The organism is Nocardioides xinjiangensis (genome assembly GCF_017916455.1).
In the GTDB taxonomy this organism is placed as follows: Bacteria; Actinomycetota; Actinomycetes; order Propionibacteriales; family Nocardioidaceae; genus Nocardioides; species Nocardioides xinjiangensis.
This window is the reverse complement of record NZ_JAFMSY010000002.1, coordinates 433,906-455,631: the sequence shown is the minus strand read 5'-3', so window position 1 is coordinate 455,631 and position 21,726 is coordinate 433,906. Positions and strand designations below refer to the sequence as shown.

Annotated in this window: 27 protein-coding genes; 16 read left to right on the top strand and 11 right to left on the bottom strand. The window is 73.8% G+C overall.

Annotated features, from left to right (window positions below; genetic code table 11):
* The first annotated feature begins 22 nt into the window (after positions 1–22).
* Entirely contained in the window at positions 23–1,576 is a 1,554-nt protein-coding gene (locus J3P38_RS13090) for a CYTH and CHAD domain-containing protein (RefSeq protein ID WP_210503959.1), read from the top strand.
* Complete coding sequence (locus J3P38_RS13085) at positions 1,573–1,839, top strand: DUF3253 domain-containing protein (RefSeq protein WP_307807899.1); 267 nt, start codon at positions 1,573–1,575, stop codon at positions 1,837–1,839. The genes J3P38_RS13090 and J3P38_RS13085 overlap by 4 nt, the downstream gene beginning before the upstream one ends.
* A gap of 4 nt (positions 1,840–1,843) precedes the next feature.
* Here J3P38_RS13085 and J3P38_RS13080 read toward each other — a convergent pair whose 3' ends face one another.
* The gene (locus tag J3P38_RS13080; RefSeq protein ID WP_210503958.1) at positions 1,844–3,307 is read right to left on the bottom strand and encodes a protein adenylyltransferase SelO; all 1,464 of its coding nucleotides are present in this window, start codon (positions 3,305–3,307) and stop codon (positions 1,844–1,846) included.
* Positions 3,308–3,525: 218 nt separating this feature from the next.
* On the opposite strand from J3P38_RS13080, the gene J3P38_RS13075 reads away from it, so the two are divergent.
* From J3P38_RS13075 to J3P38_RS13065, 3 genes are all read left to right on the top strand, one after another.
* Positions 3,526–3,738: a hypothetical protein gene (locus J3P38_RS13075; protein WP_210503957.1), complete on the top strand. Its 213-nt coding sequence runs from the start codon at positions 3,526–3,528 to the stop codon at positions 3,736–3,738.
* Positions 3,735–3,920 carry a hypothetical protein gene (locus J3P38_RS13070; RefSeq protein ID WP_210503956.1) on the top strand — a complete coding sequence of 62 codons (186 nt, stop codon included), beginning with the start codon at positions 3,735–3,737 and terminating at the stop codon, positions 3,918–3,920. The genes J3P38_RS13075 and J3P38_RS13070 overlap by 4 nt, the downstream gene beginning before the upstream one ends.
* Positions 3,921–4,034: 114 nt before the next feature.
* Entirely contained in the window at positions 4,035–4,820 is a 786-nt protein-coding gene (locus J3P38_RS13065; RefSeq protein WP_210503955.1) for a GAF and ANTAR domain-containing protein, read from the top strand.
* Between the two features lie 12 nt (positions 4,821–4,832).
* On the opposite strand, the gene J3P38_RS13060 is transcribed toward J3P38_RS13065, so the two are convergent.
* Complete coding sequence (locus J3P38_RS13060) at positions 4,833–5,534, bottom strand: GAF and ANTAR domain-containing protein (protein ID WP_210503954.1); 702 nt, start codon at positions 5,532–5,534, stop codon at positions 4,833–4,835.
* A gap of 116 nt (positions 5,535–5,650) precedes the next feature.
* On the opposite strand from J3P38_RS13060, the gene J3P38_RS13055 reads away from it, so the two are divergent.
* Both J3P38_RS13055 and J3P38_RS13050 read left to right on the top strand, forming a co-directional pair.
* The gene (locus J3P38_RS13055) at positions 5,651–6,265 is read left to right on the top strand and encodes a ClpP family protease (protein WP_210503953.1); all 615 of its coding nucleotides are present in this window, start codon (positions 5,651–5,653) and stop codon (positions 6,263–6,265) included.
* Positions 6,262–6,864 carry a ClpP family protease gene (locus J3P38_RS13050; protein ID WP_210503952.1) on the top strand — a complete coding sequence of 201 codons (603 nt, stop codon included), beginning with the start codon at positions 6,262–6,264 and terminating at the stop codon, positions 6,862–6,864. Before J3P38_RS13055 ends, J3P38_RS13050 begins: the two co-directional genes overlap by 4 nt.
* Before the next feature lie 76 nt (positions 6,865–6,940).
* On the opposite strand, the gene J3P38_RS18160 is transcribed toward J3P38_RS13050, so the two are convergent.
* The 3 genes from J3P38_RS18160 to J3P38_RS13035 all read right to left on the bottom strand — a co-directional run bounded on the left by J3P38_RS18160 (position 6,941) and on the right by J3P38_RS13035 (position 9,047).
* A complete protein-coding gene (locus J3P38_RS18160) occupies positions 6,941–7,234 on the bottom strand; it encodes a helix-turn-helix domain-containing protein (protein ID WP_210503951.1) in 294 nt (97 codons plus the stop codon).
* Positions 7,235–7,537: 303 nt separating this feature from the next.
* Entirely contained in the window at positions 7,538–8,371 is an 834-nt protein-coding gene (locus tag J3P38_RS13040) for a SigB/SigF/SigG family RNA polymerase sigma factor (protein ID WP_210503950.1), read from the bottom strand.
* Positions 8,372–8,774: 403 nt separating this feature from the next.
* A complete protein-coding gene (locus tag J3P38_RS13035; RefSeq protein WP_210441415.1) occupies positions 8,775–9,047 on the bottom strand; it encodes a ferritin-like domain-containing protein in 273 nt (90 codons plus the stop codon).
* A 130-nt stretch (positions 9,048–9,177) separates the two neighbouring features.
* Here J3P38_RS13035 and J3P38_RS13030 point away from each other — a divergent pair, with 130 nt between their 5' ends.
* Positions 9,178–9,582, top strand: coding sequence for a ChaB family protein (locus tag J3P38_RS13030; RefSeq protein WP_210503949.1), 405 nt, complete (start codon positions 9,178–9,180; stop codon positions 9,580–9,582).
* 48 nt (positions 9,583–9,630) lie between these two features.
* On the opposite strand, the gene J3P38_RS13025 is transcribed toward J3P38_RS13030, so the two are convergent.
* The 5 genes from J3P38_RS13025 to aztA form a co-directional block, all read right to left on the bottom strand.
* Positions 9,631–9,873: a hypothetical protein gene (locus J3P38_RS13025; protein ID WP_210503948.1), complete on the bottom strand. Its 243-nt coding sequence runs from the start codon at positions 9,871–9,873 to the stop codon at positions 9,631–9,633.
* Between the two features lie 43 nt (positions 9,874–9,916).
* Entirely contained in the window at positions 9,917–10,282 is a 366-nt protein-coding gene (locus tag J3P38_RS13020; RefSeq protein ID WP_210503947.1) for an STAS domain-containing protein, read from the bottom strand.
* Positions 10,283–10,416: 134 nt separating this feature from the next.
* A complete protein-coding gene (locus J3P38_RS13015; RefSeq protein ID WP_210503946.1) occupies positions 10,417–10,833 on the bottom strand; it encodes a Fur family transcriptional regulator in 417 nt (138 codons plus the stop codon).
* A 55-nt stretch (positions 10,834–10,888) separates the two neighbouring features.
* Complete coding sequence (locus tag J3P38_RS13010) at positions 10,889–11,410, bottom strand: GNAT family N-acetyltransferase (protein WP_210503945.1); 522 nt, start codon at positions 11,408–11,410, stop codon at positions 10,889–10,891.
* Positions 11,407–12,036 (bottom strand): zinc ABC transporter ATP-binding protein AztA, encoded by a 630-nt coding sequence (gene aztA / locus J3P38_RS13005; protein WP_210503944.1) that lies wholly within the window; start codon positions 12,034–12,036, stop codon positions 11,407–11,409. Before aztA ends, J3P38_RS13010 begins: the two co-directional genes overlap by 4 nt.
* Before the next feature lie 53 nt (positions 12,037–12,089).
* On the opposite strand from aztA, the gene aztB reads away from it, so the two are divergent.
* From aztB to J3P38_RS12980, 5 genes are all read left to right on the top strand, one after another.
* A complete protein-coding gene (gene aztB, locus J3P38_RS13000) occupies positions 12,090–12,989 on the top strand; it encodes a zinc ABC transporter permease AztB (RefSeq protein WP_210503943.1) in 900 nt (299 codons plus the stop codon).
* Entirely contained in the window at positions 12,986–14,263 is a 1,278-nt protein-coding gene (locus J3P38_RS12995) for an ABC transporter (RefSeq protein WP_210503942.1), read from the top strand. Before aztB ends, J3P38_RS12995 begins: the two co-directional genes overlap by 4 nt.
* Positions 14,260–15,183 carry a zinc ABC transporter substrate-binding protein AztC gene (gene aztC, locus J3P38_RS12990; RefSeq protein WP_210503941.1) on the top strand — a complete coding sequence of 308 codons (924 nt, stop codon included), beginning with the start codon at positions 14,260–14,262 and terminating at the stop codon, positions 15,181–15,183. Before J3P38_RS12995 ends, aztC begins: the two co-directional genes overlap by 4 nt.
* A gap of 26 nt (positions 15,184–15,209) precedes the next feature.
* Complete coding sequence (aztD, locus tag J3P38_RS12985; RefSeq protein ID WP_210503940.1) at positions 15,210–16,445, top strand: zinc metallochaperone AztD; 1,236 nt, start codon at positions 15,210–15,212, stop codon at positions 16,443–16,445.
* 139 nt (positions 16,446–16,584) lie between these two features.
* On the top strand, positions 16,585–17,760 hold the full coding sequence (locus J3P38_RS12980; RefSeq protein WP_210441400.1) for a YibE/F family protein: 1,176 nt from the start codon (positions 16,585–16,587) through the stop codon (positions 17,758–17,760).
* An 84-nt stretch (positions 17,761–17,844) separates the two neighbouring features.
* On the opposite strand, the gene J3P38_RS12975 is transcribed toward J3P38_RS12980, so the two are convergent.
* Positions 17,845–18,465, bottom strand: a complete 621-nt coding sequence (locus J3P38_RS12975) for a pyridoxamine 5'-phosphate oxidase family protein (RefSeq protein WP_210503939.1) — start codon at positions 18,463–18,465, stop codon at positions 17,845–17,847.
* Positions 18,466–18,635: 170 nt separating this feature from the next.
* On the opposite strand from J3P38_RS12975, the gene J3P38_RS12970 reads away from it, so the two are divergent.
* The 3 genes from J3P38_RS12970 to J3P38_RS12960 all read left to right on the top strand — a co-directional run bounded on the left by J3P38_RS12970 (position 18,636) and on the right by J3P38_RS12960 (position 21,719).
* Entirely contained in the window at positions 18,636–20,219 is a 1,584-nt protein-coding gene (locus tag J3P38_RS12970; protein WP_210503938.1) for an alpha/beta hydrolase fold domain-containing protein, read from the top strand.
* A 32-nt stretch (positions 20,220–20,251) separates the two neighbouring features.
* A complete protein-coding gene (locus J3P38_RS18430; protein ID WP_210503937.1) occupies positions 20,252–20,941 on the top strand; it encodes a GAF and ANTAR domain-containing protein in 690 nt (229 codons plus the stop codon).
* 85 nt (positions 20,942–21,026) lie between these two features.
* On the top strand, positions 21,027–21,719 hold the full coding sequence (locus tag J3P38_RS12960; protein WP_210503936.1) for a GAF and ANTAR domain-containing protein: 693 nt from the start codon (positions 21,027–21,029) through the stop codon (positions 21,717–21,719).
* Positions 21,720–21,726: the final 7 nt, after the last annotated feature.

The window sequence follows — 21,726 nt, the reverse complement described above, 5'->3', positions numbered from 1 at the left end:
CGCCAGGGGCACCATGGGAGACATGGCGGCTGAGCGGACCGAGGAGGTCGAGCGGAGCTTCGAGGTGCCGGACGGAGCGATCCTGCCCTCGCTCACCGGCGCCGCTCCGGGACTGGTGATGGGCCAGGCGAGCGAGCTCGCCCTCGACGCCGTCTACTTCGACACTGCAGACCTCGCGCTCGCGCGGCGCGGGGTGACGCTGCGCCGGCGTACCGGTGGCGACGACGCCGGGTGGCACGTGAGGCTGCCCGTGTCGACCGACGTGCGCACCGACCTCCGCTGGCCGCTGGGCGCGAGGAGCGCCTCGGTCCCGAAGTCCGTGCCGAAGTCGGTCCAGGCCCCCGTGCGTGCGTGGGTGCGGAACCGGCCGCTCGTCCCGATCGCGACCGTCACGACCCGGCGACTGCGACGCCCGATCAGCGACGAGACCGGTGGCCTCCTCGGGGTGCTGTGCGACGACGAGGTCAGCTCGGTCCGGCTGGTGGGTGACCGGCTGGAGCAGCGCTGGCGGGAGTGGCAGGTGGGGCTCGCCGCCGGAGGACCCCACGACGGCCCGGCGCTCCTGGACCTCGTGGCGACGCACCTGCGCGACGCCGGCGCGGAGGCGTCTCCCGGTGCCTCGACGCTGCGGCGGGCGCTCGCCGACCTGGCCCCGGACCCCCCGCGAGGCGTCGTCGTGCACCGGGACTCGACCATCGAGCAGGTGCTGGTCGGGCGGCTGCTCGACCTCGCCTCGCACCTGCACGAGCACGACCGCCGGCTCCGCGCCGACGAGGCCGACACGGTCCACGGGATGCGCGTCGCAGCCCGGCGGATCCGCTCGGCGCTCCAGACCTTCACGCCGCTGCTCGAGCGCGACCGCTCGGACCGCCTCGTCGGTGAGCTCCGCTGGCTCGGGCAGGTCCTGGCCGGGGCCCGCGACGCGGAGGTCCTGGGCAGGCGCCTGGCCGACCAGGTCGCGGAGCAGCCGGCCGAGCTCGTTCTGGGTCCGGTCGCGGCCAGGATCCGGACGGACCTGCGGGCGAATGAGAGGACGGCACGCGCGGCCGCCGTCGCCGCGCTGGACGACGAGCGGTACTTCGCCCTGCTCGACGAGCTCGACGCCTTCGCCGAGGCGCCTCCGTTCGTGGCGGATCGGGACGAGCCGGCGGCGTCGCGGCTCCCGGACCTGGTGGGGCGCGACGCGAAGCGGTTGCGTCGGGCGGTGGCGGAGGTGGGCGCGGACGAGGAGCCGCACGCCCGGGCCGCGTCGCTCCACGAGGCGCGCAAGAAGGCCAAGCGCCTGCGCTACGGAGCCGAGGTGGCCGTCCCCGTCCTCGGCAAGAAGGCCCGGCGGCTGGCCCGCGGCGCGAAGCGGGTGCAGCGCGCCCTCGGGAGGCACCAGGACGCCACTGTCGCCCGGGAGTACCTGCGCGAGCAGGGCGTGCGGGCCCACCTCGACGGCGAGAACGGGTTCACCTTCGGCCGCCTCCACGCCCTCCAGGACGCGGAGGCGCAGCGAGCCGAGGACGACTTCTGGCGGGAGTGGGACGACCTGCCCGTCCGGCGCGTGCGACGCAGGCTGGCACGCCGGTGACCGACCGGGACGTCACCGACGTGGACCAGCGGCTCGAGGCCGCGATCCTCGACCTCCTCGCGCGACGGGCGCCGGGGGCGACCATCTGCCCGTCCGAGGCCGCCCGCGCGGTCGCGGAGGCGGACTCGTGGCGGGAGCTGATGGAGCCCGCCCGCCGCGCCGCGGCACGGCTGGTCGACCGGGGCGAGGTCGACGTCACGCAGGGCGGCGACGTCGTGGACCTCGCCACGGCGCGAGGGCCGGTGCGGATCCGCCGGCGGTGAGGGATCAGGTGCCGCAGAACGTCGTGTAGGCACCGAAGGACTCGGGGGCGGGCTCGGCGTAGCGCTCCGCGCCCGGGCGTACGTCGTAGGGCGCGGACAGGACGTCGAGCAGCCGCTCCAGCGGCTCGAGGTCGCCGGCGGTGGCGGCCGCGAGGCTCTCCTCGACGAGGTGGTTGCGCGGCACGTAGACCGGGTTCACGCGGTCCATCACCTCGGCGGCCGGGTCCACCGCGAGCCACCGCTCGGCCCAGGCGTCGAACCCGGCCAGGTCGAGGACGAGTCCCCGTGCCGGCTCGGCGTCGCCGCGAGCGGCTGCTCCGAGGTGGCGGAAGAACGTCGTGTGGTCGACGTGGTTGTCCTGCGCCAGCTGGACCAGGTCGCCGACGATCCCGGCGGCCACGTCGTCGGCGAGGCCGTCGGGGAGACCCAGCTTGGCGCGCATGCCCCGCGACCAGGCGGCGGAGTACTGCGTGCGGAAGGCGCCCAGGGACTCGCTGGCCAGGGCCACCGCCTCGTCCTCCTCCTCGGCGAGGAGCGGCAGCAGTGCCTCGGCGAAGCGGGCCAGGTTCCACTCCGCCACGAGCGGCTGGTTGCCGTACGCGTAGCGGCCGCCGGTGTCGATGGAGCTGTAGACCGTCGCCGGGTCGAACGCCTCCATGAAGGCACACGGACCGTAGTCGATGGTCTCGCCGCTGATCGTCGTGTTGTCGGTGTTCATCACGCCGTGCACGAAGCCCACGAGCATCCAGGAGGCGACGAGGGAGGCCTGGGCCGCCACGACCGCCTCGAAGAGCGCGAGGTGGGGCTGGTCGGCCTCGGCCGCGGCCGGGTGGTGCCGGGCGATGGCGTGGTCGGCGAGCCGGCGGAGCAGGTCGGTGTCCCCGGTGGAGCGGGCGTACTGGAAGCTGCCCACGCGCAGGTGGCTGCTGGCGACCCTCGCCAGCACGGCGCCGGGCAGGACCTCCTCCCGGTACACCTGCCGCCCGGTGGCGACGACGGCCAGGGACCGGGTGGTGGGGATGCCGAGGGCGTGCATGGCCTCGCTGACGACGTACTCGCGCAGCATGGGGCCCACGGCCGCCAGTCCGTCGCCGCCGCGCGAGAACGGCGTCCGGCCGGAGCCCTTGAGGTGCAGGTCGCGCGGCCTGCCCGACCGGTCGACGAGCTCGCCGAGCAGCAGGGCGCGCCCGTCGCCGAGCCGGGGGGAGTACCCGCCGAACTGGTGGCCGGCGTAGGCCTGCGCGACCGAGGTCGTCCCCTCGGGCAGCCGGGTGCCGGTCAGCAGTCCGACGCCCTCCGTGCCGCGCAGCCAGTCGCGGTCGAGGCCGAGGTCGTCGGCCAGCGAGTCGTTGAGGACCAGCAGCCGCGGGTCGGGCACCTCGTCCGCCCGCCACGGCAGCGCGAGCTCGGGGAGCTCCCGCGCGAATCGGTCGTCGAGGGTGAGGGTGGTCGGCGTCGTCGGCGTCACCCCTTCGACGATACGTCGCGACGGTGAGACGCGCGGCCGAGCGCGGCGGTGGCGCTGCCGACGGGTGCCCTGCACGGCGGCGCCGAGGGGGCCTGTGCACCGTCGGTCGGCACGTCCGGCGGGGCTGCGTGCGGTCCGCGCGTGAAGCGGCGCGGACGGGGTACCGGGGGCTCGACGTCGAGCAGCGGCGTCGCCATCTCCGCGTGGAAGGCGCCGTCATGCGCCGAGCAGAACCCGTTCACATCGTCCCCGGCCTGACTCCCGACGAGCACTGCGCCGTTCACCACTTCATCCGCGTCCACGGTCGGCGTCCCACCCCGGCGGAGCTGCGTCGCGAGCTCTCGGCCGTCGAGCCGCAGCGGGCGGCTTCGGCCGTCGCCGTCGCCGGCGCCGTGAGGCGCGAGGTGGCTCGACTCCTCGCCCGCCTGTGACGGCCGACGACGTCCGGCGCTCGGCGACCGCCGGTCCCGTGCAGGCGCGGGCGCGGCTCGACGAGCTCGAGGCGCGGCTGCCCTGCCCCCTGTCCGGGGTCGCTGCCCCGTCGCGGCTGCACGACGCCCTCTCCGACGTGCTCGCGGGCGACGCCGGCGTGCCGGTCGAGCCGCCCGACTGACTTCTCCGGCTCCGCCGCACCGCCGGACCGCGCGCGCGGACCGGTAGGGTGGCCCGCGACCCTGTCGAGACACCGGCGAGGCGCGAGCGGACACGTGGTGGAGGAGCAGGGGACATGGGCGACGCACGAGAGCTGGTGAGCGGGTTCACCCAGCTTGCGCAGGCGCTGGCCGCCGCGCCGGACGAGGCGGCCCGGCTGCAGATCGGGGTCGACAGCGCGGTCACGCTGGTCAACCGCTGCGACCACGCCGGCATCACGATCAACTCCCGGGCCGGGGTGGTCACCAAGGTCGGCAGCGACGACGTCGTGCGCCGCGCCAACGACCTGCAGTACCAGCTCGGCGAGGGACCGTGCCTCGACGTCCTGCGCGACCAGGACACGCTCATCAGCACCGACCTGATGACCGAGCGCCGGTGGCCCCAGTGGGCTCCGCGCGTGCACCGCGACCTGGGGGTCCGGTCGATGATGTCGTTGCTCGTCTACACCGACCGGGTCTCCTACGGCGCGCTGAGCCTGTACGCCCGCTCGGTCGACGGCTTCGACGCCGACGACCTCGCCGTCGGACAGGCGGTCGCGGGCCACCTCTCCGTGATCATGTCGGCCGGTCGGGAGATCGACCAGCTGGGCATGGCCCTGCAGAACCGGACGATGATCGGGCGGGCCCAGGGCATCTTGATGGAGCGCCTGGACATGACCGAGGACCAGTCCTTCGACTACCTGCGCCGGGTCTCGTCGAACGCCAACCGCAAGCTGGTCGACGTCGCCAGCGAGATCGTCCGGACGCGCCAGCTGCCCCTCGTGGCCAAGCGACGGGACGACGAGGCGGCCTCCGACATCGCCATCGCGGCGCCGGCCGGCGCCGGAGGCCCGTCCTCCGGGGCCGTCGCCGTCACCATGTGACGACCCGCGCCCTCAGTCGTCGAGGTGCAGCCCGATGACGACGTGGGCGAGCACCGAGACGCGGATCCCCGCTCGGCGCGCCGCGTCCTCCAGCTGCTCGCGTGCCTCCTCGGGTGTGATCCCGCGCTGCTCGGCGATGATGCCGGTCGCCTGGTCGAGGACCAACGACTCCTCGAGCCGCTCGGGCGCCTCCTCGGCGGCGGCGCGCGTGGAGAAGGACAGGTCGGCGTTGGTCACCGCGCCCGGCGCCCACGCGGCGAACACGTCGGCCAGCTCCTCGTGCCGGTCCTCGAAGGTGTCCGGCGCCCCGCCGTAGAGGTTGACCGTCGCGACCACCTCGTCGTCCCGGACGACGGGAAGCGTCAGGGTGCTGTGCACGCCCGCAGCGGCACTGGCGCGGGCGAAGTCCTGCCACCTCTCCTCGCTGAGCAGGCCCTCGGGTGAGGTCGAGACACCCTGGTCGAGGTCGATGGCCTCGACGCACGGACCGCTGCCGACGTACTGCACGGCGTCGAGGGTCGCGATCTCCTCGTCGGTGGCCACCAGGGTGAAGGTGACGCCGGCGTCGCGGGCGGCGATGCTCACCCCGACCAGGCCGGGGGCCACCTCGCGTGCCCGGTCCGCGGTCGCGGTGAGCCGTTCGGCGAGGTCCTCGTCGTCGGGATCGAGCCGCAGCTCGTCGAGCGCCTCCAGCGTCTCCGGGATGGGTTCCACACGGCGACGTACCCGGTCCCGTCGCCGCCATGCGGTCCGGCGCGTTCTGCCCGCGGCGGATCCGCCCGGAGCGGATCTTCCTGTGGCGGGAGCCGCTGCCGGGCCAGGGTGGAGCCATGACCATCACCACCACGTCCGAGCGCATCGAGGACGAGCTCGTCCGGCGCCTGATGCACCAGCGGATCGTCGTCCTGGGGGAGGAGCTGGGCGAGGGGAACGGCAACCGCCTGATGCACCAGCTCCTGCTGCTCTCCGCCGAGGACCCGGAGGCGGACATCAGCCTCTGGATCAACTCCCCGGGCGGGTCGGTCTCCTCGATGCTCGCCATCCACGACGTCATGACCCTCATCCCGAACGACGTCAGCACCCTCGCCATGGGCATGGCGGCCAGCGCGGGCCAGTTCCTGCTGTCCGCCGGCACGCCCGGCAAGAGGTACGCCCTGCCGCACGCCCGCGTCCTGCTCCACCAGGGCTCCGCGGGCATCGGCGGCACGGCGGTCGACATCGAGATCCAGGCCGCCGACCTGCGACACACCCGCGACACCGTGCTGGGGCTCATCAGCCGGCACACCGGCCAGAGCCGGGAGACCGTCGAGCGCGACTCGCGGCGCGACCGCTGGTTCAGCGCGCGCGAGGCCGAGGCCTACGGCTTCGTCGACCGGGTGATCAGCACCGTCGACCACGTGACGCCGGCCCGCCGGCGCCCGGCGGGGCTCGGAGGTGTGCGATGAGCGGCTACACCATCCCGTACGTCGTCCAGCAGACGCCGCGGGGCGAGCGCACCCTCGACCTGTACTCGCGGCTGCTGTCCGAGCGGATCGTCTACCTCGGCACCGAGATCGACGACGGCGTGGCCAACGCGGTGATCGCGCAGGTGCTGCACCTCGCCTCCGAGAACGCCGATCGGCCCATCAGCCTCTACATCAACTCGCCCGGCGGCTCGATCACCGCGATGCTGGCCGTCTACGACGCCATGCAGTTCGTCCGGCCGCCGGTGGAGACGGTGTGCGTGGGCCAGGCGGCGTGGACCGCGGCCGTGCTGCTCGCGGGCGGAGCCCCCGGGAGGCGGGCGATCCTGCCGCACGGCCGGGTGGTGCTGCACCAGCCGGCGACCCAGGGTCGCGGGACCGTGCCCGACCTCATCCTCGAGGCCGAGGAGGTGGCGCGGGTGCGCCTGCTGCTCGAGGAGGTGCTCGCGCAGCACACCGGCAGGACGGCCGAGCAGATCCGGCAGGACACCGACCGCACGCTCGTGCTGCCCGGCGAGGCCGCGGTGGACTACGGCATCGTCGACACGGTCCTCACCGAGCAGGCGTCGGCCCTCGGCTGAGCCGCCGCGGCGGAATCGCCGCCGGGATGCCGGGTGCCGTCGAGGCCGGGTGCCGTGGTGGGCCGGTGCCCGTGGGTCAGGCGGCGAGGCAGAGCGCGTCGGGGCGACTGGCGCGACCGGCCAGCTCGCGGACGTCCAGGTCGAGAGCCCCGGCGATGGCCTGCAGCATCTCCGACGACGGGTCCTTGAGACCGCGCTCGACCTCGGAGAGGTACTGCACCGACACCCCGGCACGCTCGGCCACGTCGACCAGCCGCTCCTCGCGGCGGGTCCGTTCGCGGTGCAGCTCGCGACCGACGAGCTCGCGCCACAGGGGCTCGGGCGCCGCCGGGCGGGTCTGCTGTGCCGGCAACCGCAGGATCTCGCCCATGCGCCGAACCTAGCGGCCGTCTCCCGTCCCCCTCCAGCGGTTCCGCTCAGGGCGGAACGGGGGGCCGGGCGAGGGGCGGCCCGGACGCCCGTGTCTTGAGCGCCCGGGCCTGGGGCGTCAGGCACTCGCGATTGCCAGACGTCCTGCGCACCCGTACCCACGTTCCGCCGGTTCACGCGGAGGCGAGGAGCGCCGATCGTTGCCGCCGGCCGCGCGGGGCGCGGGTGCCGGCGGCCACCGGGATCGTCCATCGGGTCTCGGGGCACCATCGCGTCGAGCCGACGGCGGCGGGCCCGACCGGCGTCAGGCTGCGGGGACCGGTTCCGTCAGGTCGGCGCGCAGCCGCGCCAGGATGCGGGTGAGGATCCGGGACACCTGCGCCTGGGTGAGCCCCACGCGGTCGGCGATCTCCTGCTGGGTCCGCTCGTCGATGAAGCGCCACTGCAGGATCCGGCGCTCGCGCTCCGAGAGCCGGCTGATTGCCGTGTCGAGCACGAGGCGCGCCTCGAGCGAGGCGATCCCCCGGTCGTCCCAGCCGAGGAGGTCCGCGAGCGTCCCCTGTCCCTCTCCGGCGTGGCTGTCGATCGAGGTCGGCCGGAAGCAGCCGTCGGCCGACAGGGCCTCCACCACTTCGTCCAGCTCGACGTCCAGGTGGGCCGCCAGCTCGCTGGGCCGGGGTGAGCGGCCCAGCTGCGCGTGCAGCTCGTCCTGCGCCGTCCCGAGGCGGACCTGCAGCTCCTGCACCCGTCGCGGCACGCGGATCATCCACCCCGAGTCGCGGAAGTGGCGGCGCAGCTCGCCGCGGATCGTCGGCACGGCGTACGACAGGAAGTCGTGCCCCGCTGCGGCGTCGAAGCGCTGCGCGGCCTTGGTGAGGCCGACCAGCGCGACCTGCTCGAGGTCGTCGAGGTCGATGCCGCGGTTGCGGTAGCGGGCCGCCATCGTGCGTGCCATGGCGATGTTGGCCTCGATGAGCTCGTGGACCAGGGTGCTGCGCTCGGCTGCGGTGGTGCGCTCGCGCAGCCCGGCAGTGACGACGTCCGTACGTCGCGCCCGCTCCCTGCGCTCGGCCGACACGGGGTGCGCGGATCGTGCGGGGGCCTGCGCAGTGCGCAGGGGGGCAACGGTGGTGGCCACGGCTTCTCCTCAGGTTCGGTCGAACGTGTCGCCGCTCGATGTAAGCGTGGACAAACCATGTACGCCCGGAGGGTGCCGCGAACAGCCGAAAAACGAAAAGCATGGACAAACCGTGGACAGACCGCTGCGCCGGCGGTGAGTGGGACAGATTTCAGAACGGCGAAACCTGCCTCACGCACCGGCGCTGCGGGGGAGCGGTGAGTGAGGCAGGTTCCGGGACGGCGAAACCTGCCTCACGCACCGCTCGACGGGGGAGCGGTGAGTGACGCAGGTTCCAGTACGCCGAAACCTGCCTCACGCACCGCTCGGCGGACGAGCGGTGAGTGAGACAGGTTCCGGGACGGCGAAACCTGCCTCACGCACCGCTCGGCGGGCGGCGGTGCGTGAGGCAGCCTCCGTGCGGTCAGGAGGCGTTGGGGTCGCTGCCTCCGCTGGTGTCGCCCTGGGGGCTGGTGTTGTCCGTCCCGCCGAGGTCGCGGAGCAGCTCGTGGCAGCGGTGCGCCCTGCGGGTGTCCTCCTCCATCACGTCCCGGAAGAACTGGGCGATGTCGTCGCGCCCCGCGTTCTCGGCGTCCCGGACGTACTGGCCGTAGTCGTGCCCGGCCTTGAGCGAGTGGTACTGCACGGACACCAGGTCGTAGGTGACGTCGTCGAATCCGGTCTCTCCTGTGGCCATGGCCGTTCCTTTCCTGTCGGAAGTGGTGGTCCGGACTCGGTACCCCGTCGCTGCTGGATGACTCAGGCCCGGAACGGGTACCTGATGACGCACGCCCGTTCACCCGTTGATCGCACACCGGAGGTGACCCATGCCCGGCAAGCAGGAGCTGCCGTCGACGCTGGAGCGCTCGCCGAAGAAGGCGCAGCGCACCTGGATCGAGGCACACGACTCGGCCGTGGAGGAGTACGGCGAGGGCGAGCGCGCCCACCGCACCGCCTTCGCCGCCCTCAAGCACTCCTTCGAGAAGGTGGGCGACCACTGGGAGGCCAAGGACGAGAAGGGTCCCTCCGACAAGCAGGCCGCGAAGTCCGGCGCGGCGGCGCGCAAGGGCGGGAAGACGTCGGAGGGGGTCGACGCGAACGCCACCAAGGCCCACCTCATGGACCTGGCCCGGAAGCTCGACGTCACCGGCCGCTCGCGCATGAACAAGGACGAGCTGGTCGAGGCGATCAAGAAGGCGAACCGTCGGGAGACGCGGAAGAGCCGGAGCTGAGGTCGCGCCCGGCCGTGGCCGGTCACGCACCGACCGCGGCGGGCCGGCTCAGCCGACGGGGCCGTCGCGCCGGTCCACCTGCACCCGGTGGCCGGAGCGGATCGCCGTCGCAAGCTCCTGCAGCGTGGTGTCGCTGGGCGCGAGGCCGCGGTCGCGCAGCTGTGCGAGCAGCTCCTGCTCCACGTCGATGTCCGGAGACCTCGTGTACGCCGTCGCGGTGGCGTCCACTGCGTGCTGGGCGACCTCCGCCGCGTGCGGGTCCGGCTCGCCATCGATCGTCTGGAGCTCCATGTCGCGGCAGTACCCGCCGCCCGTCGTGCGATCCCCGCTCGACCTACGCCGAGGCGCCCCGCGGGCGCGCCCCGTCCGGCGGTGCCGGCCCGGGCGAGAATCCGGGGACGTCGTCGTACCCGGCCAGCCGCGCGGTCTCGAGGAAGGCCGCCGAGGCCGCGACGAGACGCAGCTCCCCGCCCCGCTGGACCAGTGCCCGGGCCTCGTCGCGCAGCACGTCGAGGCAGCCGGGGGCGATGACGTCGACCTGGTGCGCGTCGAGCTCCACCACGACGCACCCGCGCAGCCGCAGGCACGTGAGCACGTCGCTGAGGTGGTCACGGTGGTCGAGGTCGAGCGCGCCGGCCATGCGCACCAGCGCGCGCGGAGGTCGGACGGTGAACGTGAGGACGGGTCGCACGTCGGACATGCGCAGCCCTTCGCTCGGAGGAAGGGCGGCCGTGTGCTCGACCGTCACCGCCAAGGCTACGCCCGGGCGCGACGTACGTCATGCTCTCCGTCGCGGGCCGGACCGGTCGGGGCAGCTCGTGCCGGGGCCAGTCGTCAGCTGCAGGACGGGCAGAGCCCGAACAGCTCGACCACGTGCGTGACGTCGGTGAACCCGTTGTCGTCGGCCGCCTTGGACGCCCAGCGCTCGACGCTGGGGCCGTCGATCTCCACGGTCAGGCCGCAGCTGCGGCAGACGAGGTGGTGGTGGTGGCGGGGACCGCACTTGCGGAACAGGACCTCCCCGTCGCCGGTGCGCAGCGTGTCCACCTCGCCCGCCTCGGCCATCGCCTGGAGGGTGCGGTAGACCGTGGCCAGGCCGACGCGGTCGCCCGAGGCGCGCAGGTCGTCGTAGAGCTGCTGCGCGCTGCTGAACGAATCGGACGCAGCGAGGTGCTCGCGCAACGCCCGCCGCTGACGGGTGTCCCGGCGACCCTTCTCGCCGAAGGCGCGGGGGGTGGTCTCGGTCGGCATCCCTCCAACCTACCGGGACGGCGGCGGAGGAGGGACCAGCGCCGGTGGGTGCCGCTCAGGCGTGCTCGTCCGGTGCCGGCGCGCCGCGCTGGAACCATGTCGAGCTGATGTCGCGGTCCCACTTCCGGGCGTAGTCGACGAACGTGCCCACCTCGCGGAACCCGTGCTTGCGGTGGAAGGCGACCGATGCGTCGTTCGGCAGGGCGACGCCGGCGAGGAAGGTGCGCGTGCCGTGTCGCGCCGACCGAGCCAGGAGCTCCCGGTAGAGCGCGGATCCCGCTCCGCGGGCGCGTCGCTCGGGGTCGAGGTAGACCGACATCTCCACGGTGGCGTCGAACGCCGGTCGCGGCCGGTAGCGCAGGGTGGCGGCGTAGCCGATGACGTCACCCGCCTCCACGGCCACCAGGAGCTGGTGAGCGGTGTCCCCGGAGAAGCGCTCGGTCCAGGCCCGGACCTCGTCCTCGGTCGGCGGAACGACGTCGAAGGTGGAGTGCGTGTGGAGGACGTAGTGCGCCCGGATGGCCGTCAGGGCCGGCACGTCGCCGGGCTGGGCATGACGGACGGATGGCTGGGTCACGCGAGGCGCCCGTCGTCGAGCCGGAGGACCCGGTCGGCCGCCCGGATGCTCGCGTCGTCGTGGGTGACGCACGCGACGGCTGCGCCCCGCGCGGCCTCCTCGGCGAGGAGCTCGCGGGTCCGGTCGCGGCTGGAGCGGTCCAGGCCGGCGGCCGGCTCGTCCAGCAGCAGGATGTCGGCTTGCTGCACCAGTCCCTGCGCGAGCAGGGCGCGCTGTCGCTGCCCGCCGGACAGGGTCGCCAGCGGGCGCTCCTCGAGGCCGGAGAGGCCGACCCGGTCGATCGCGTCGTCCACCGCGCCCGGCGTGACGGAGCGGTGTGACCCGCGGCGCCGCGCCCAGGTGCCCATGGACACCACGTCGTGCACCGTCACCGGCAAGGTGTCGGGGGCGACCGGGCGCTGCACGACGAGCGCGAGCGTGCCGTCACGCTGGACGACGCCCCGCCGCGGCGGGCGGACTCCGGCCAGGAGCTCGACCAGGGTCGACTTCCCGGCGCCGTTCGGCCCAGCGACCGCCGTGACCGTGCCACGCCGCAGCGCCACCGAGACGCCATGGAGCACGTCGCGCCCGTCGTGGGCGTAGCAGAGGTCGTGGGCACGGATCGCGTCGAGCGTCGGGGAGGGCATGGGCACATCATAGCGATTGGTAATCATTCTCAATATTGTCTACGGTGGCGTCGATGTCCGTTCTCACCGAACCCTTCGGCACCGAGTTCATGCTGCGCGCGCTGCTCGGCGGCGCGCTCGTGTCCGTCATCTGCGGCATCGCCGGCACCTGGGTCGTCATCCGCGGGATGGCGTTCCTCGGCGAGGCGGTCGGCCACGGCATGCTGCCCGGGGTCGCCCTGGCCACGGTCGTCGGAGCGCCGGTCCTGCTCGGCGGGGTGGTCAGCGCGACCGCCATGAGCGCCGCGATCGGGGCGCTGCAGCGCCGGGGTCGAGTGTCGTACGACACCGCCATCGGGCTGCTGTTCGTCGGGATGCTCTCGCTCGGCGTGATCATCGTGTCGCACTCGAGGAGCTTCGCCACCGACGCGACCGCCCTGCTGTTCGGCGACGTCCTGGCGATGGAGGACGCCGACGTCGTCGTCCTGCTGGTGGCGCTGCTCCTGACCGCCGCCATCGCCGCCGGGTTCCACCGCTCGTTCGTGGTCGCGGCCTTCGATCCGCGCGTCGCGCAGACCCTCGGGCTGCGCCCCGGGCTGGCGCAGGTGGCCCTGGTCGCGCTCGTCACCGTCGCGGTCGTCGCCTCCTACCAGGCCGTCGGCACGCTGCTCGTCATCGGCCTGCTCCTCGGCCCCGTGGTCGCGGCGAACCGCTGGACCCGCCGGATCCCCACGACCATGACCCTCGCCTCCGCCCTCGGCTGCCTCTCGGTCCTCGTCGGACTGCTGGTGTCGTGGCACGCGGCCACCGCCGCCGGCGCGTCCATCGCCTGCGCCGCCATCCTCCTCGCCGCGCTCTCGGCCGCGCTCCGAGGCGTGGTCGACCTCGTGCGGGCGCGCTCGGCCGACCACTCCCACCAGCAGCCCGTCGGCCCGGCCCCGGCCGTCGCGACGCCCTCGAAAGGAACCGCGTGAACCGCCGTCCCCTCGCCTCCTGTCTCGCCGCGGTGCTGCTCGTGGGCACCGCGTGCTCCCCGAGCGACTCCCCGGAGGTCGGCTGGGACGCGGCCGGCGCTCAGCCGTCCTCGACGTCGGGCCCCGGCTCCGACGACTCCTCGGGCGACGACCACGGTGCGGTCGACGGGGCGGAGGAGGTCGCGGAGCCGCCGCTCCACCTGCTGACGCTGGACGCGGCGGGAGGGGTCGGTCTCCTCGACCTCGTCGACGAGACCGCGACCGTCGTCGGGACGATCGCACCTCCGGTGGCCGCGTCGACCGACGGTCGCTACGTGTTCGCCACGACGTCCGAAGGCGTCGAGGTCGTGGACAGCGGCATGTGGACCTGGGACCACGGCGACCACTTCCACTACTACCGCTCCGCGCCCGAGCTCGTCGGCGCCGTGCCCGGACGCGGCGTGCCGGTCGTCGCCCACGGACGCGTGTCCACCGCAGGCAGCACCGGGATGTTCTTCCCGGAGTCCGGGGAGGCGGTCCTGCTGGACAACGCGGCGCTCGACGCCGGCCGGCTGGAGGAGCGCTTCCGACTCGACCTCGTCGGGCGCGAGGGACTGGTGGCGCCCCTGGGCGACGGTGCCGTGGTGACCGTGCCGGACCGCTCCGGCCGGGTACGGGCCGTGCGCCGCGTCGCGGCCGACGGCACGGCGGTCGACGGCTCGCACGAGCGGTGCCTCGACGCGCGCGGCAGCATCAGCACGGCGGTCGGGCTGGCGATCGGCTGTGCCGACGGTGCCCTCCTCCTCGTCGAGGACGGCGACCGATGGGTGCCCGAGCGCATCCCGTACCCACGAGGTGTCAGCGCCCCGCCCGCCACCGACTTCCGGGCCCGCGAGGGGCGCCCGACCGTCGCCGCCCTCGCCGGGCGCGTCGGCTTCTGGCTGCTCGACACGAGGGAGCGGCGCTGGGACCTCGTCCGGACCGACGGCGACCTGCTGCAGGTCGTCGCCTCCGACGACGAGGAGGGCCACGTGCTCGCCCTCGACCGGGCCGGGCGGGTCCGGGTGTACCTCGCCGGATCGGGGGAGCAGGTGGCCATCACGCGGCCGCTGGTCGCTGCGCCCGCCGGCGCCCGCCACCCGGTGCCGCTGCTCGTCGTGGACGACCAGCGCGCCTACCTCAACGACCCGGAGGGCGGCCGCGTGCTCGAGATCGACTACGCCGACGGCGCCCGCGTCGCCCGCGAGCTCGTCCCCCCGACCGCCGCCCGCTTCTTCGCGGAGGTGGGTCGATGAGCGCACGCCGTCGCCTCCACCGTCGTGCGGTCGTCCCGGCCGTGCTGCTCGCTGCCGCGACGCTCGCCGCCTGCGCCGAGGGCGGGGACGACGGACCGCACGTCATGGTCACCACCAACATCCTCGGCGACGTCACGTCCCGGCTGGTCGGCGACACCGCACGGGTCACCACGCTGATGCGGCCGAACGCCGACCCGCACTCGTTCGAGATCTCCGCGCGGGAGGCCGCGCAGCTGCGTGAGGCGGACCTGGTCGTGTCCAACGGGCTGGCCCTCGAGGAGGGTCTCCAGCAGCACCTCGACCGGGTCGAGGACGTCGGCGTGGACACCTTCGTCGCCGGGGAGCACATCGACGTCCTCACCTACTCCGAGCGGGCCGGTGACGGCGCCCCGGACCCGCACTTTTGGACCGACCCCGCGCGGATGATCGACGTCGTCGACGCCCTCGAGCAGGCCCTCGCCGGGATCGACGGCATCGACGCGGCGGCCCTCCGGGCGCAGGCCGCCGACTACCGGGCGGACCTCGAGGCGCTCGACGAGGAGATGAGCGAGTCGTTCGCCTCGATCCCCGACCCGCAACGGGCGCTGGTCACCAACCACCACGTCTTCGGCTACCTGGCCGAGCGCTTCGACTTCCGGCTCGTCGGTGCCGTCGTCCCCGGCGGCACCACCCTCGCCTCGCCGAGCGCCTCCGACCTCGACGGCCTCGCGTCGGCGATCGAGGAGTCCGGCGTGCGGACGATCTTCGCGGAGTCCTCGCAACCCGACCGGCTCGTGCAGGTGCTCGCCGACGAGGTCGGCGTGGACGTCGAGGTCGAGGAGCTCTTCACCGAGTCGCTCACCGAGCAGGACGGTGGCGCGCCGACCTACCTCGACATGCAGCGCGCCAACACCGAACGGATCACCAACGGGCTCCGATGAGGAGCCCACGACAGAGAGGAAGCACCATGCTTCGATCACCGGCCCAGCGCCGAGGCCGCGGCACCGCACTGCGGGCGGCCGCGGCGGCCGCTGCCACCACCCTCCTGCTGGGGGCCTGCGGGTCCGAGGAGGACGCGGCGAGCAGCGCCGAGGAGCCGAGCGACCAGTCGAGCGAGAGCGCCCCGGCGGAGGGCCCTCGCCTCGCAGTCACCTACCAGGACGGCGTCGCCGTGCTCGACGGCGAGAGCCTGGAGGTCGTCGAGGAGTTCGCGACCGAGGAGTTCACCCGGCTGAACGCCATGGGTGACGGCCAGCACCTGCTGCTCACCACCAGTGCCGGCTTCCAGGTCCTGGACGCGGTCGCGCCGGACCTCACCGACCGCGTCTTCGAGGCCGACGCCGCCGGTCACGTCGTACGCCACGCCGACCGGACGGTGCTCTTCGACGACGGCACCGGGCAGACGACCGTCTTCGAGACCGACGCCCTGGCGGACTCGCCGGGCGAGCTGCCGGAGACCACCACCTGGCAGGCGCCGGAGGCGCACCACGGGGTCTCCATCGTCCTCGAGGACGGCACGCTGGTCACGACCGTCGGTGACGAGGAGTCCCGCAGCGGCGCCGTCGCCCTCCAGCGCGACGGCGAGGAGTGGACCGAGGTGGCCTCCTCCGAGGAGTGCCCGGCCATCCACGGGGAGGGCACCGCGGCGGGCGAGGCCGTCGTGTTCGGCTGCGAGGACGGCGCGCTGCTCTACCGCGACGGCGCCTTCGAGAAGCTGCAGGCGCCCGACGAGTTCGGCCGCATGGGGAACGCCTACGTCTCGGAGACCAGCCCGCTGGTCGTGGGGGACTACAACACCGACCCCGACGCCGAGGGCTACCTGCTCGACTCCGTCGCCCTCATCGACACCGAGGCCGGGACGCTCGAGCCGGTGTCGCTGCCCGACGGCGTCGAGTACACGTGGCGCGGCATCGTCCGCGGCCCGGACGACATGGCCTACCTCCTCGGCACCGACGGGGCCATCCACGTGCTGGACCCCGCCACCGGCGAGCTCGGCGACTCCTACCCGGTCGTCGAGCCGTGGGAGGGCCCGGAGGACTGGCAGAACCCGCACCCGGCCCTGAGCGTCGACGGTGACACCGCCTACGTCGCGGACCCGGCCAACCGCCAGGTGCACGCCGTCGACCTCGTCACCGGCGAGGTGACGGCCACCTCGCCGACGATGTCCGCCGAGCCCAACGAGATGGCGGTGGCTGTCGGCTGACCGGCCATCCGACCGCGCGACGGTGCCCCTGCCCGGCGGCAGGGGCACCGTCGTTCCCGGCTCCGGGCGGTGTCGCGCGGTCGGTACGATCGGCAGCGGCCGGCGCGTCGAGGACCCGGCTCGACCCGAGATGGATGAGGTGGCGCTGTCGATGGGGGCACAGGGCCGTCGGCGCGCCGATCCCGCGCCGCGCCGCTCGCGCCGTCTCGCCCTGGCGGTGGTCGCGCCGCTCGGTCTGCTCACCCTGGTCGCCCTGGTCCTGCTGTGGCCCTCGACCACGCCCACGAGCGCCGGGGAGTCGGCCCAGGAGGTCGGCGGCACGATCGTCGACGTCGTACGCGTGACCTGTGCCGAGCAGCTGCCGGACGACGTGAACGGGTGCGGCACCGCCGTCGTGCGGCTCGACGGCGCCGCGGGGGACGACGCCGCGATCGAGGCACCGCTGCCCAACGGCACCGGCGCACCCGAGGTGGCCGTCGGTGACGACGTCGTGCTCATCGCCAGCACGACGCCCGACGGCGAGTCGTTCTCCGTCGTGGACCACCAGCGGGCCTCGGGGCTCTGGGTGGTCGCCGCCGCCTTCGTCCTCGCGCTGATCGCCTTCGGGCGCTGGCGCGGGGTCACCGCGCTCGCGGGTCTCGCCGTCACGTTCGCCGTGCTGCTGCTCTTCGTGGTGCCGGCGATCCTGGCGGGGGAGTCACCGGTGCTCGTCGCGATCGTCGGGTCGGCCGCGATCATGCTCACCGTGCTCTACCTGACGCACGGCCTGGCGACCGAGACGTCCGTGGCCGTGCTCGGCACGCTGGTCAGCCTCGTCCTCACCGGGGTCCTGTCGGCCCTGGCCATCGCCGGCCTGCACCTGACGGGCGTCACCGACGACCTGTCCGCCTCCGTCGGGGCGGCCCAGGGCGTGAACACGCAAGGCCTGCTGCTGGCCGGCATCGTGATCGGCTCGCTCGGTGTGCTCGACGACGTCACGGTGACCCAGTCGGTCACGGTCACGGAGCTGGTCCGCGCGAACCCGCGACTGACCGCGCTCCAGGCCTACCGCTCGGCGAGCCGGGTGGGCCGGTCGCACATCGCCTCGGTGGTCAACACCGTGATCCTCGCGTACGCCGGGTCGTCGCTGCCGCTGCTCATCCTGGTCGTCGCCGCCGACGACTCGCTCGGTCGCGTGCTGACCGACCAGGTGATCGCGCAGGAGATCGTGCGGAGCGCCGTCGCGACGGTCGGGCTGGTCGCCGCCGTCCCGGTGACCACGGGGCTGGCCGCGCTCGTCGCCACGCGCGGGGCGCGACCGCCCGGTCGTCGATGACCCGGGTCCACCAGGACGACCATCCGTGTCGATGGCAGCTGCGCGGGGAGCACGCCCCGCGGGCCGACCGGGCCACGAGCAGGGTCAGTAGAGGCTCTTGCCGTAGTTGTCGGGACGGTAGTAGTCGTCGAGGTCCTCGAGCGTCTGGCCGGCCACCGGCTCGAGCTCGTGCGCGATCACCGCGCGGCGCGGGACCACGGCCTCGGGCGCCCACGTGTCGGGGTCCCACAGCTGCGAGCGCAGGAACGCCTTCCCGCAGTGGAAGAAGACGGTCTCGACGTCGACGACCAGCGCGAGGATCGGCCTGCGTCCGCGCACGGCCAGGTCGTCGAACCACGGCGCGTCGTCCACGAGACGTGCCCGGCCGTTCACGCGCAGGGTGTCGGTGCGGCCCGGGACCACGAAGTCGAGGCCGACGTAGGGGTTGGCGAGGACGTTGCGGTAGCCGTCCACGCGCCTGTTGCCGGGGCGTTCGGCGATCGCGATCGTCCGGTCGTCCACCACGTGCGCCAGGCTGCCGGCCGGGTCGCCCTTGGGGCTGGCGTCGCAACGTCCGTCCGCGTCCGCCGTCGCCAGCACGCAAAAGGGCGACGCGCTCAACCAGGCGCGGTCGATGTCGGTCAGCCGGGATCGTTCCTTGGTCCGGGCCCGTTGGCCGGGCTCGCCGACGATGGCGACGAGCTGCTCGACCGTCGTGATCTCCACCCGCGCAGTCTAGGCGGGTCGCCGTCCCGCCTGCGGCAGCCTGCGGCCGGCGGCGACGGCCCGGGCGCCGCGCGGGACGAGGCACGCCCGGGCGGGACGAGGCGCGCCCGGGCGGGATGAGGCGTGGCCGAGCGGGTACTCATCAGGCAACCGATCACACGGAGGCTCCTGTGGCACTGTCCTACCCCACCCAGCCCGGCGACATCGACCACCTGATCGCCGACGACCACGCCGTGGTCGAGCGCCAGTTCCAGCACCTCGAGGCCGGCCGCGGCAACCGTCGCGTGCTGGTGGACCAGGTGAGCTTCGAGCTCGCCCTGCACGCCTTCGCCGAGGAGACCGTGCTCTACCCGATCTGGCCGGAGCTCGGCATGGAGGACGAGCACGACGACGCCGAGCACGAGCACCAGCAGATCAAGGAGCTCCTGGTCGTGCTCGGCCGCACCGACCCCGGCGAGGACGAGTTCGAGGACGCCCTCACCCAGCTGATCTCCGTGGTGCGTCACCACGTGCACGACGAGGAGGACGAGGAGCTGCCGGAGTTCCGCGCGAAGGCCGGCGGTGAGCGGATGGCCCAGCTCGGCAAGGAGTTCCTGGCGGCGAAGCGCCAGGCCCCGACGCGCCCCCACCCCGCCGCACCCGACGAGGGCATCGCGGAGAGGATCGCCGGGATGCTCGCCAAGCCGCTGGACCACGTGCGCGACATGCTCTCGGGCAAGCAGAAGGAGATGGGCACGGACCCGTCGGGCACCCTCGACCCGGAGGCGCAGGCCATCGTGGACGCCCACTCGTCCTTCGGGCCGCTGCCGTTCGAGATCCTCGAGCCCGACCAGGCCCGCAAGCAGCCCGGCCCCGACGCCGCGGTCAAGAAGGTGATGGCCGAGCGCGGCCTGGAGGGTCCCGAGCCGGTGGCGTCCGTGGAGGACCTCCGCATCCCGGACGCCGCCGGTGGCGAGCAGACCCTGCGGGTCTACACCCCCGAGAGCTTCGGCACCGGCCCCCGTCCCGTGCTGATGTGGATCCACGGCGGCGGCTGGGTCCTGTTCGACCTCGACACCTACGACGCCTCCTGCCGCGGCCTGGCCAACAAGACGGGGGCGATCGTCGTCTCGCCGGACTACCGGCGCGCGCCCGAGGCGACCTTCCCGGCGGCGCACGACGACGTGCTGATGGCGTACCGCTGGGTGCTCCAGAACGCCGCCTCGTTCGGGGGCGACCCGACTCGGGTGGCGATCGGCGGTGAGTCCGTCGGCGGCAACATGGCGGCCGCCACGTGCCTGCAGCTCGCCGAGGTCGGCGAGACGGTGCCGGTCGCGCAGGTGTGCGTGTACCCGCTCGTGACCCCGGAGCAGCACGGCGAGTCGATGCAGGACGCCGCCGACGCGCGTCCGCTGAACCGTCCCCTGCTGTCCTGGATGGCGATGCACGCCTTCGAGGGCCGGCCCGACGCGGCGTCCGACCCGCGGGTGGACCTGCTCGGTGTGCCTGCCGAGCGCCTGGCGGCCTTGCCGCCGACCCTGGTGATCACGGCCGAGCGCGACGTGCTGCGCAGCCAGGGCCAGGACTGGGCGCGCCGGCTCGAGGAGGCCGGCGTCGACACGACGCTGCGCCACTACGACGGGGTGATGCACGAGTTCTTCGGGGCGGCGGCCGTCCTCGCGAAGGCCGAGGAGGCGCAGCAGGAGGCTGCTCGGCACCTGCGGCGTGCCTTCGGCGCGGGGGCGGACGAGCCGGACGGCGCGCCGTCCAGGTAGGTCCCCCGGCCGGGAGGGCCTACGCTGGGGCGGTGACCGACCAGGATCGCCTCGTGGAGGCCTCGCGCCAGCTCGCCGCCGCCCTGCGGCCGGGCGATCTCGACGCCACCCTGTCCAACATCACGGCCGCGGCGGTCGAGGTCCTCCCGGACGTCCAGTGGAGCAGCCTCACCGTCAAGCACGCGGATGGTCGCCTCGAGACCGTGGCCCCGACAGACGAGCTGCTGTGCGACGTCGACGCGGCCCAGTACGAGCTGCAGGAGGGGCCTTGCTACGAGGCCGCGGTCGACACCGTGCACATCACCGCGCCCAACCTGGCCGCCGATGAGCGCTTTCCGCGGTACGCCCCGATCGCCCTGCGGGCCGGCATCCGGGCTCAGGCCGGCATCCGGCTGTTCGACGCCGACGGGTCGAACGGTGCGCTCAACCTGTACTCGTCCCGGGTCGGCGCCTTCGAGGACCTCGGTGCGCTGTCCCTCCTGTTCGCCCACCAGTCGGCGATGGCACTGGACTACGCTCGCCAGATCGACCAGCTGCAGGAGGCCGTCAAGAGCCGCCAGGTCATCGGGCAGGCCGTCGGCGTGGTGATGGAGCGCTACTCGGTCGACGAGGCCCGCGCCTTCGGCTTCCTCACCCGGCTCTCCAACAACGAGAACCTCAAGCTCCGCCTCGTCGCCGAGCGCCTCCTGCAGGCAGGCGTCGAGGACGGGTCCGACCGCTGACCGGGCCGGCGCAGCCCTGCTGGCCCGCCGGGGCCGTGCCGCCTAGCATTCGGTGACGGGCATCGCGACCACGGGAGGAGGGCGCGTGGACGACGCGAGGCAGCTTCTCGGGGGATTCGCCCAGCTGGCACAGGCGCTGGCCGCCGCTCGCGACGAGGACGCGCGCCTCGAGGTCGCCGTCGCTGCTGCCGTCGAGCTCATCGCGCGGTGCGACCACGCGGGACTCACGGTGAACCAGAAGGGCCGGTTGGTGACCAGGGCCAGCAGCGACGACCTGGTCTGCCGCGCGAACCAGCTGCAGACCGAGCTGGGCGAGGGCCCGTGCCTGGACGTGCGCCGTGACCAGAACACGCTCGTGAGCCCGGCGCTGTCCGCCGAGCGGCGGTGGCCGGCCTGGGCGCCGCGGGTGCACCACGACCTCGGCGTCGACTCGATGATGTCGTTGCTCGTGTACACCGACGAGCACTCCTACGGCGCCCTCAGCCTGTACTGCGCGCAGGGGTCCCGGTTCGACGCCGACGACGTCGCCGTCGCCCAGGCGCTGGCGGGCCAGCTGTCGGTGATCATCGCGGCCGAGATGCAGATCGACCAGCTGGGGCTGGCGCTGCACAACCGCACGATCATCGGGCAGGCCCAGGGAGTGCTCATGGAGCGCTACGACATGACCGCGGACCAGGCGTTCGACTACCTCCGGCGCCTGTCCTCCACCTCCAACCGCAAGGTCGCCGTGCTGGCTGCCGAGATCGCCCGCACGCGCCGGCTCCCCGAGCCCGGCTGAGGGCCGC

Bases quoted from the DNA above. Each gene is read 5' to 3' on its own strand.
- aztD (WP_210503940.1), top strand. From the start codon at position 15,210: ATGCTTCGATCACCGGCCCAGCGCCGAGGCCGCGGCACCGCACTGCGG.
- J3P38_RS13055 (WP_210503953.1), top strand. From the start codon at position 5,651: ATGACCATCACCACCACGTCCGAGCGCATCGAGGACGAGCTCGTCCGG.
- aztA (WP_210503944.1), bottom strand. From the start codon at position 12,036: ATGCCCTCCCCGACGCTCGACGCGATCCGTGCCCACGACCTCTGCTAC.
- J3P38_RS13025 (WP_210503948.1), bottom strand. From the start codon at position 9,873: ATGGAGCTCCAGACGATCGATGGCGAGCCGGACCCGCACGCGGCGGAG.
- J3P38_RS13090 (WP_210503959.1), top strand. From the start codon at position 23: ATGGCGGCTGAGCGGACCGAGGAGGTCGAGCGGAGCTTCGAGGTGCCG.
- J3P38_RS13035 (WP_210441415.1), bottom strand. From the start codon at position 9,047: ATGGCCACAGGAGAGACCGGATTCGACGACGTCACCTACGACCTGGTG.
- J3P38_RS13030 (WP_210503949.1), top strand. From the start codon at position 9,178: ATGCCCGGCAAGCAGGAGCTGCCGTCGACGCTGGAGCGCTCGCCGAAG.
- aztC (WP_210503941.1), top strand. From the start codon at position 14,260: ATGAGCGCACGCCGTCGCCTCCACCGTCGTGCGGTCGTCCCGGCCGTG.
- J3P38_RS13075 (WP_210503957.1), top strand. From the start codon at position 3,526: ATGCGCCGAGCAGAACCCGTTCACATCGTCCCCGGCCTGACTCCCGAC.
- J3P38_RS13015 (WP_210503946.1), bottom strand. From the start codon at position 10,833: ATGCCGACCGAGACCACCCCCCGCGCCTTCGGCGAGAAGGGTCGCCGG.
- J3P38_RS13050 (WP_210503952.1), top strand. From the start codon at position 6,262: ATGAGCGGCTACACCATCCCGTACGTCGTCCAGCAGACGCCGCGGGGC.
- J3P38_RS13020 (WP_210503947.1), bottom strand. From the start codon at position 10,282: ATGTCCGACGTGCGACCCGTCCTCACGTTCACCGTCCGACCTCCGCGC.
- J3P38_RS18160 (WP_210503951.1), bottom strand. From the start codon at position 7,234: ATGGGCGAGATCCTGCGGTTGCCGGCACAGCAGACCCGCCCGGCGGCG.
- J3P38_RS13065 (WP_210503955.1), top strand. From the start codon at position 4,035: ATGGGCGACGCACGAGAGCTGGTGAGCGGGTTCACCCAGCTTGCGCAG.
- aztB (WP_210503943.1), top strand. From the start codon at position 12,090: ATGTCCGTTCTCACCGAACCCTTCGGCACCGAGTTCATGCTGCGCGCG.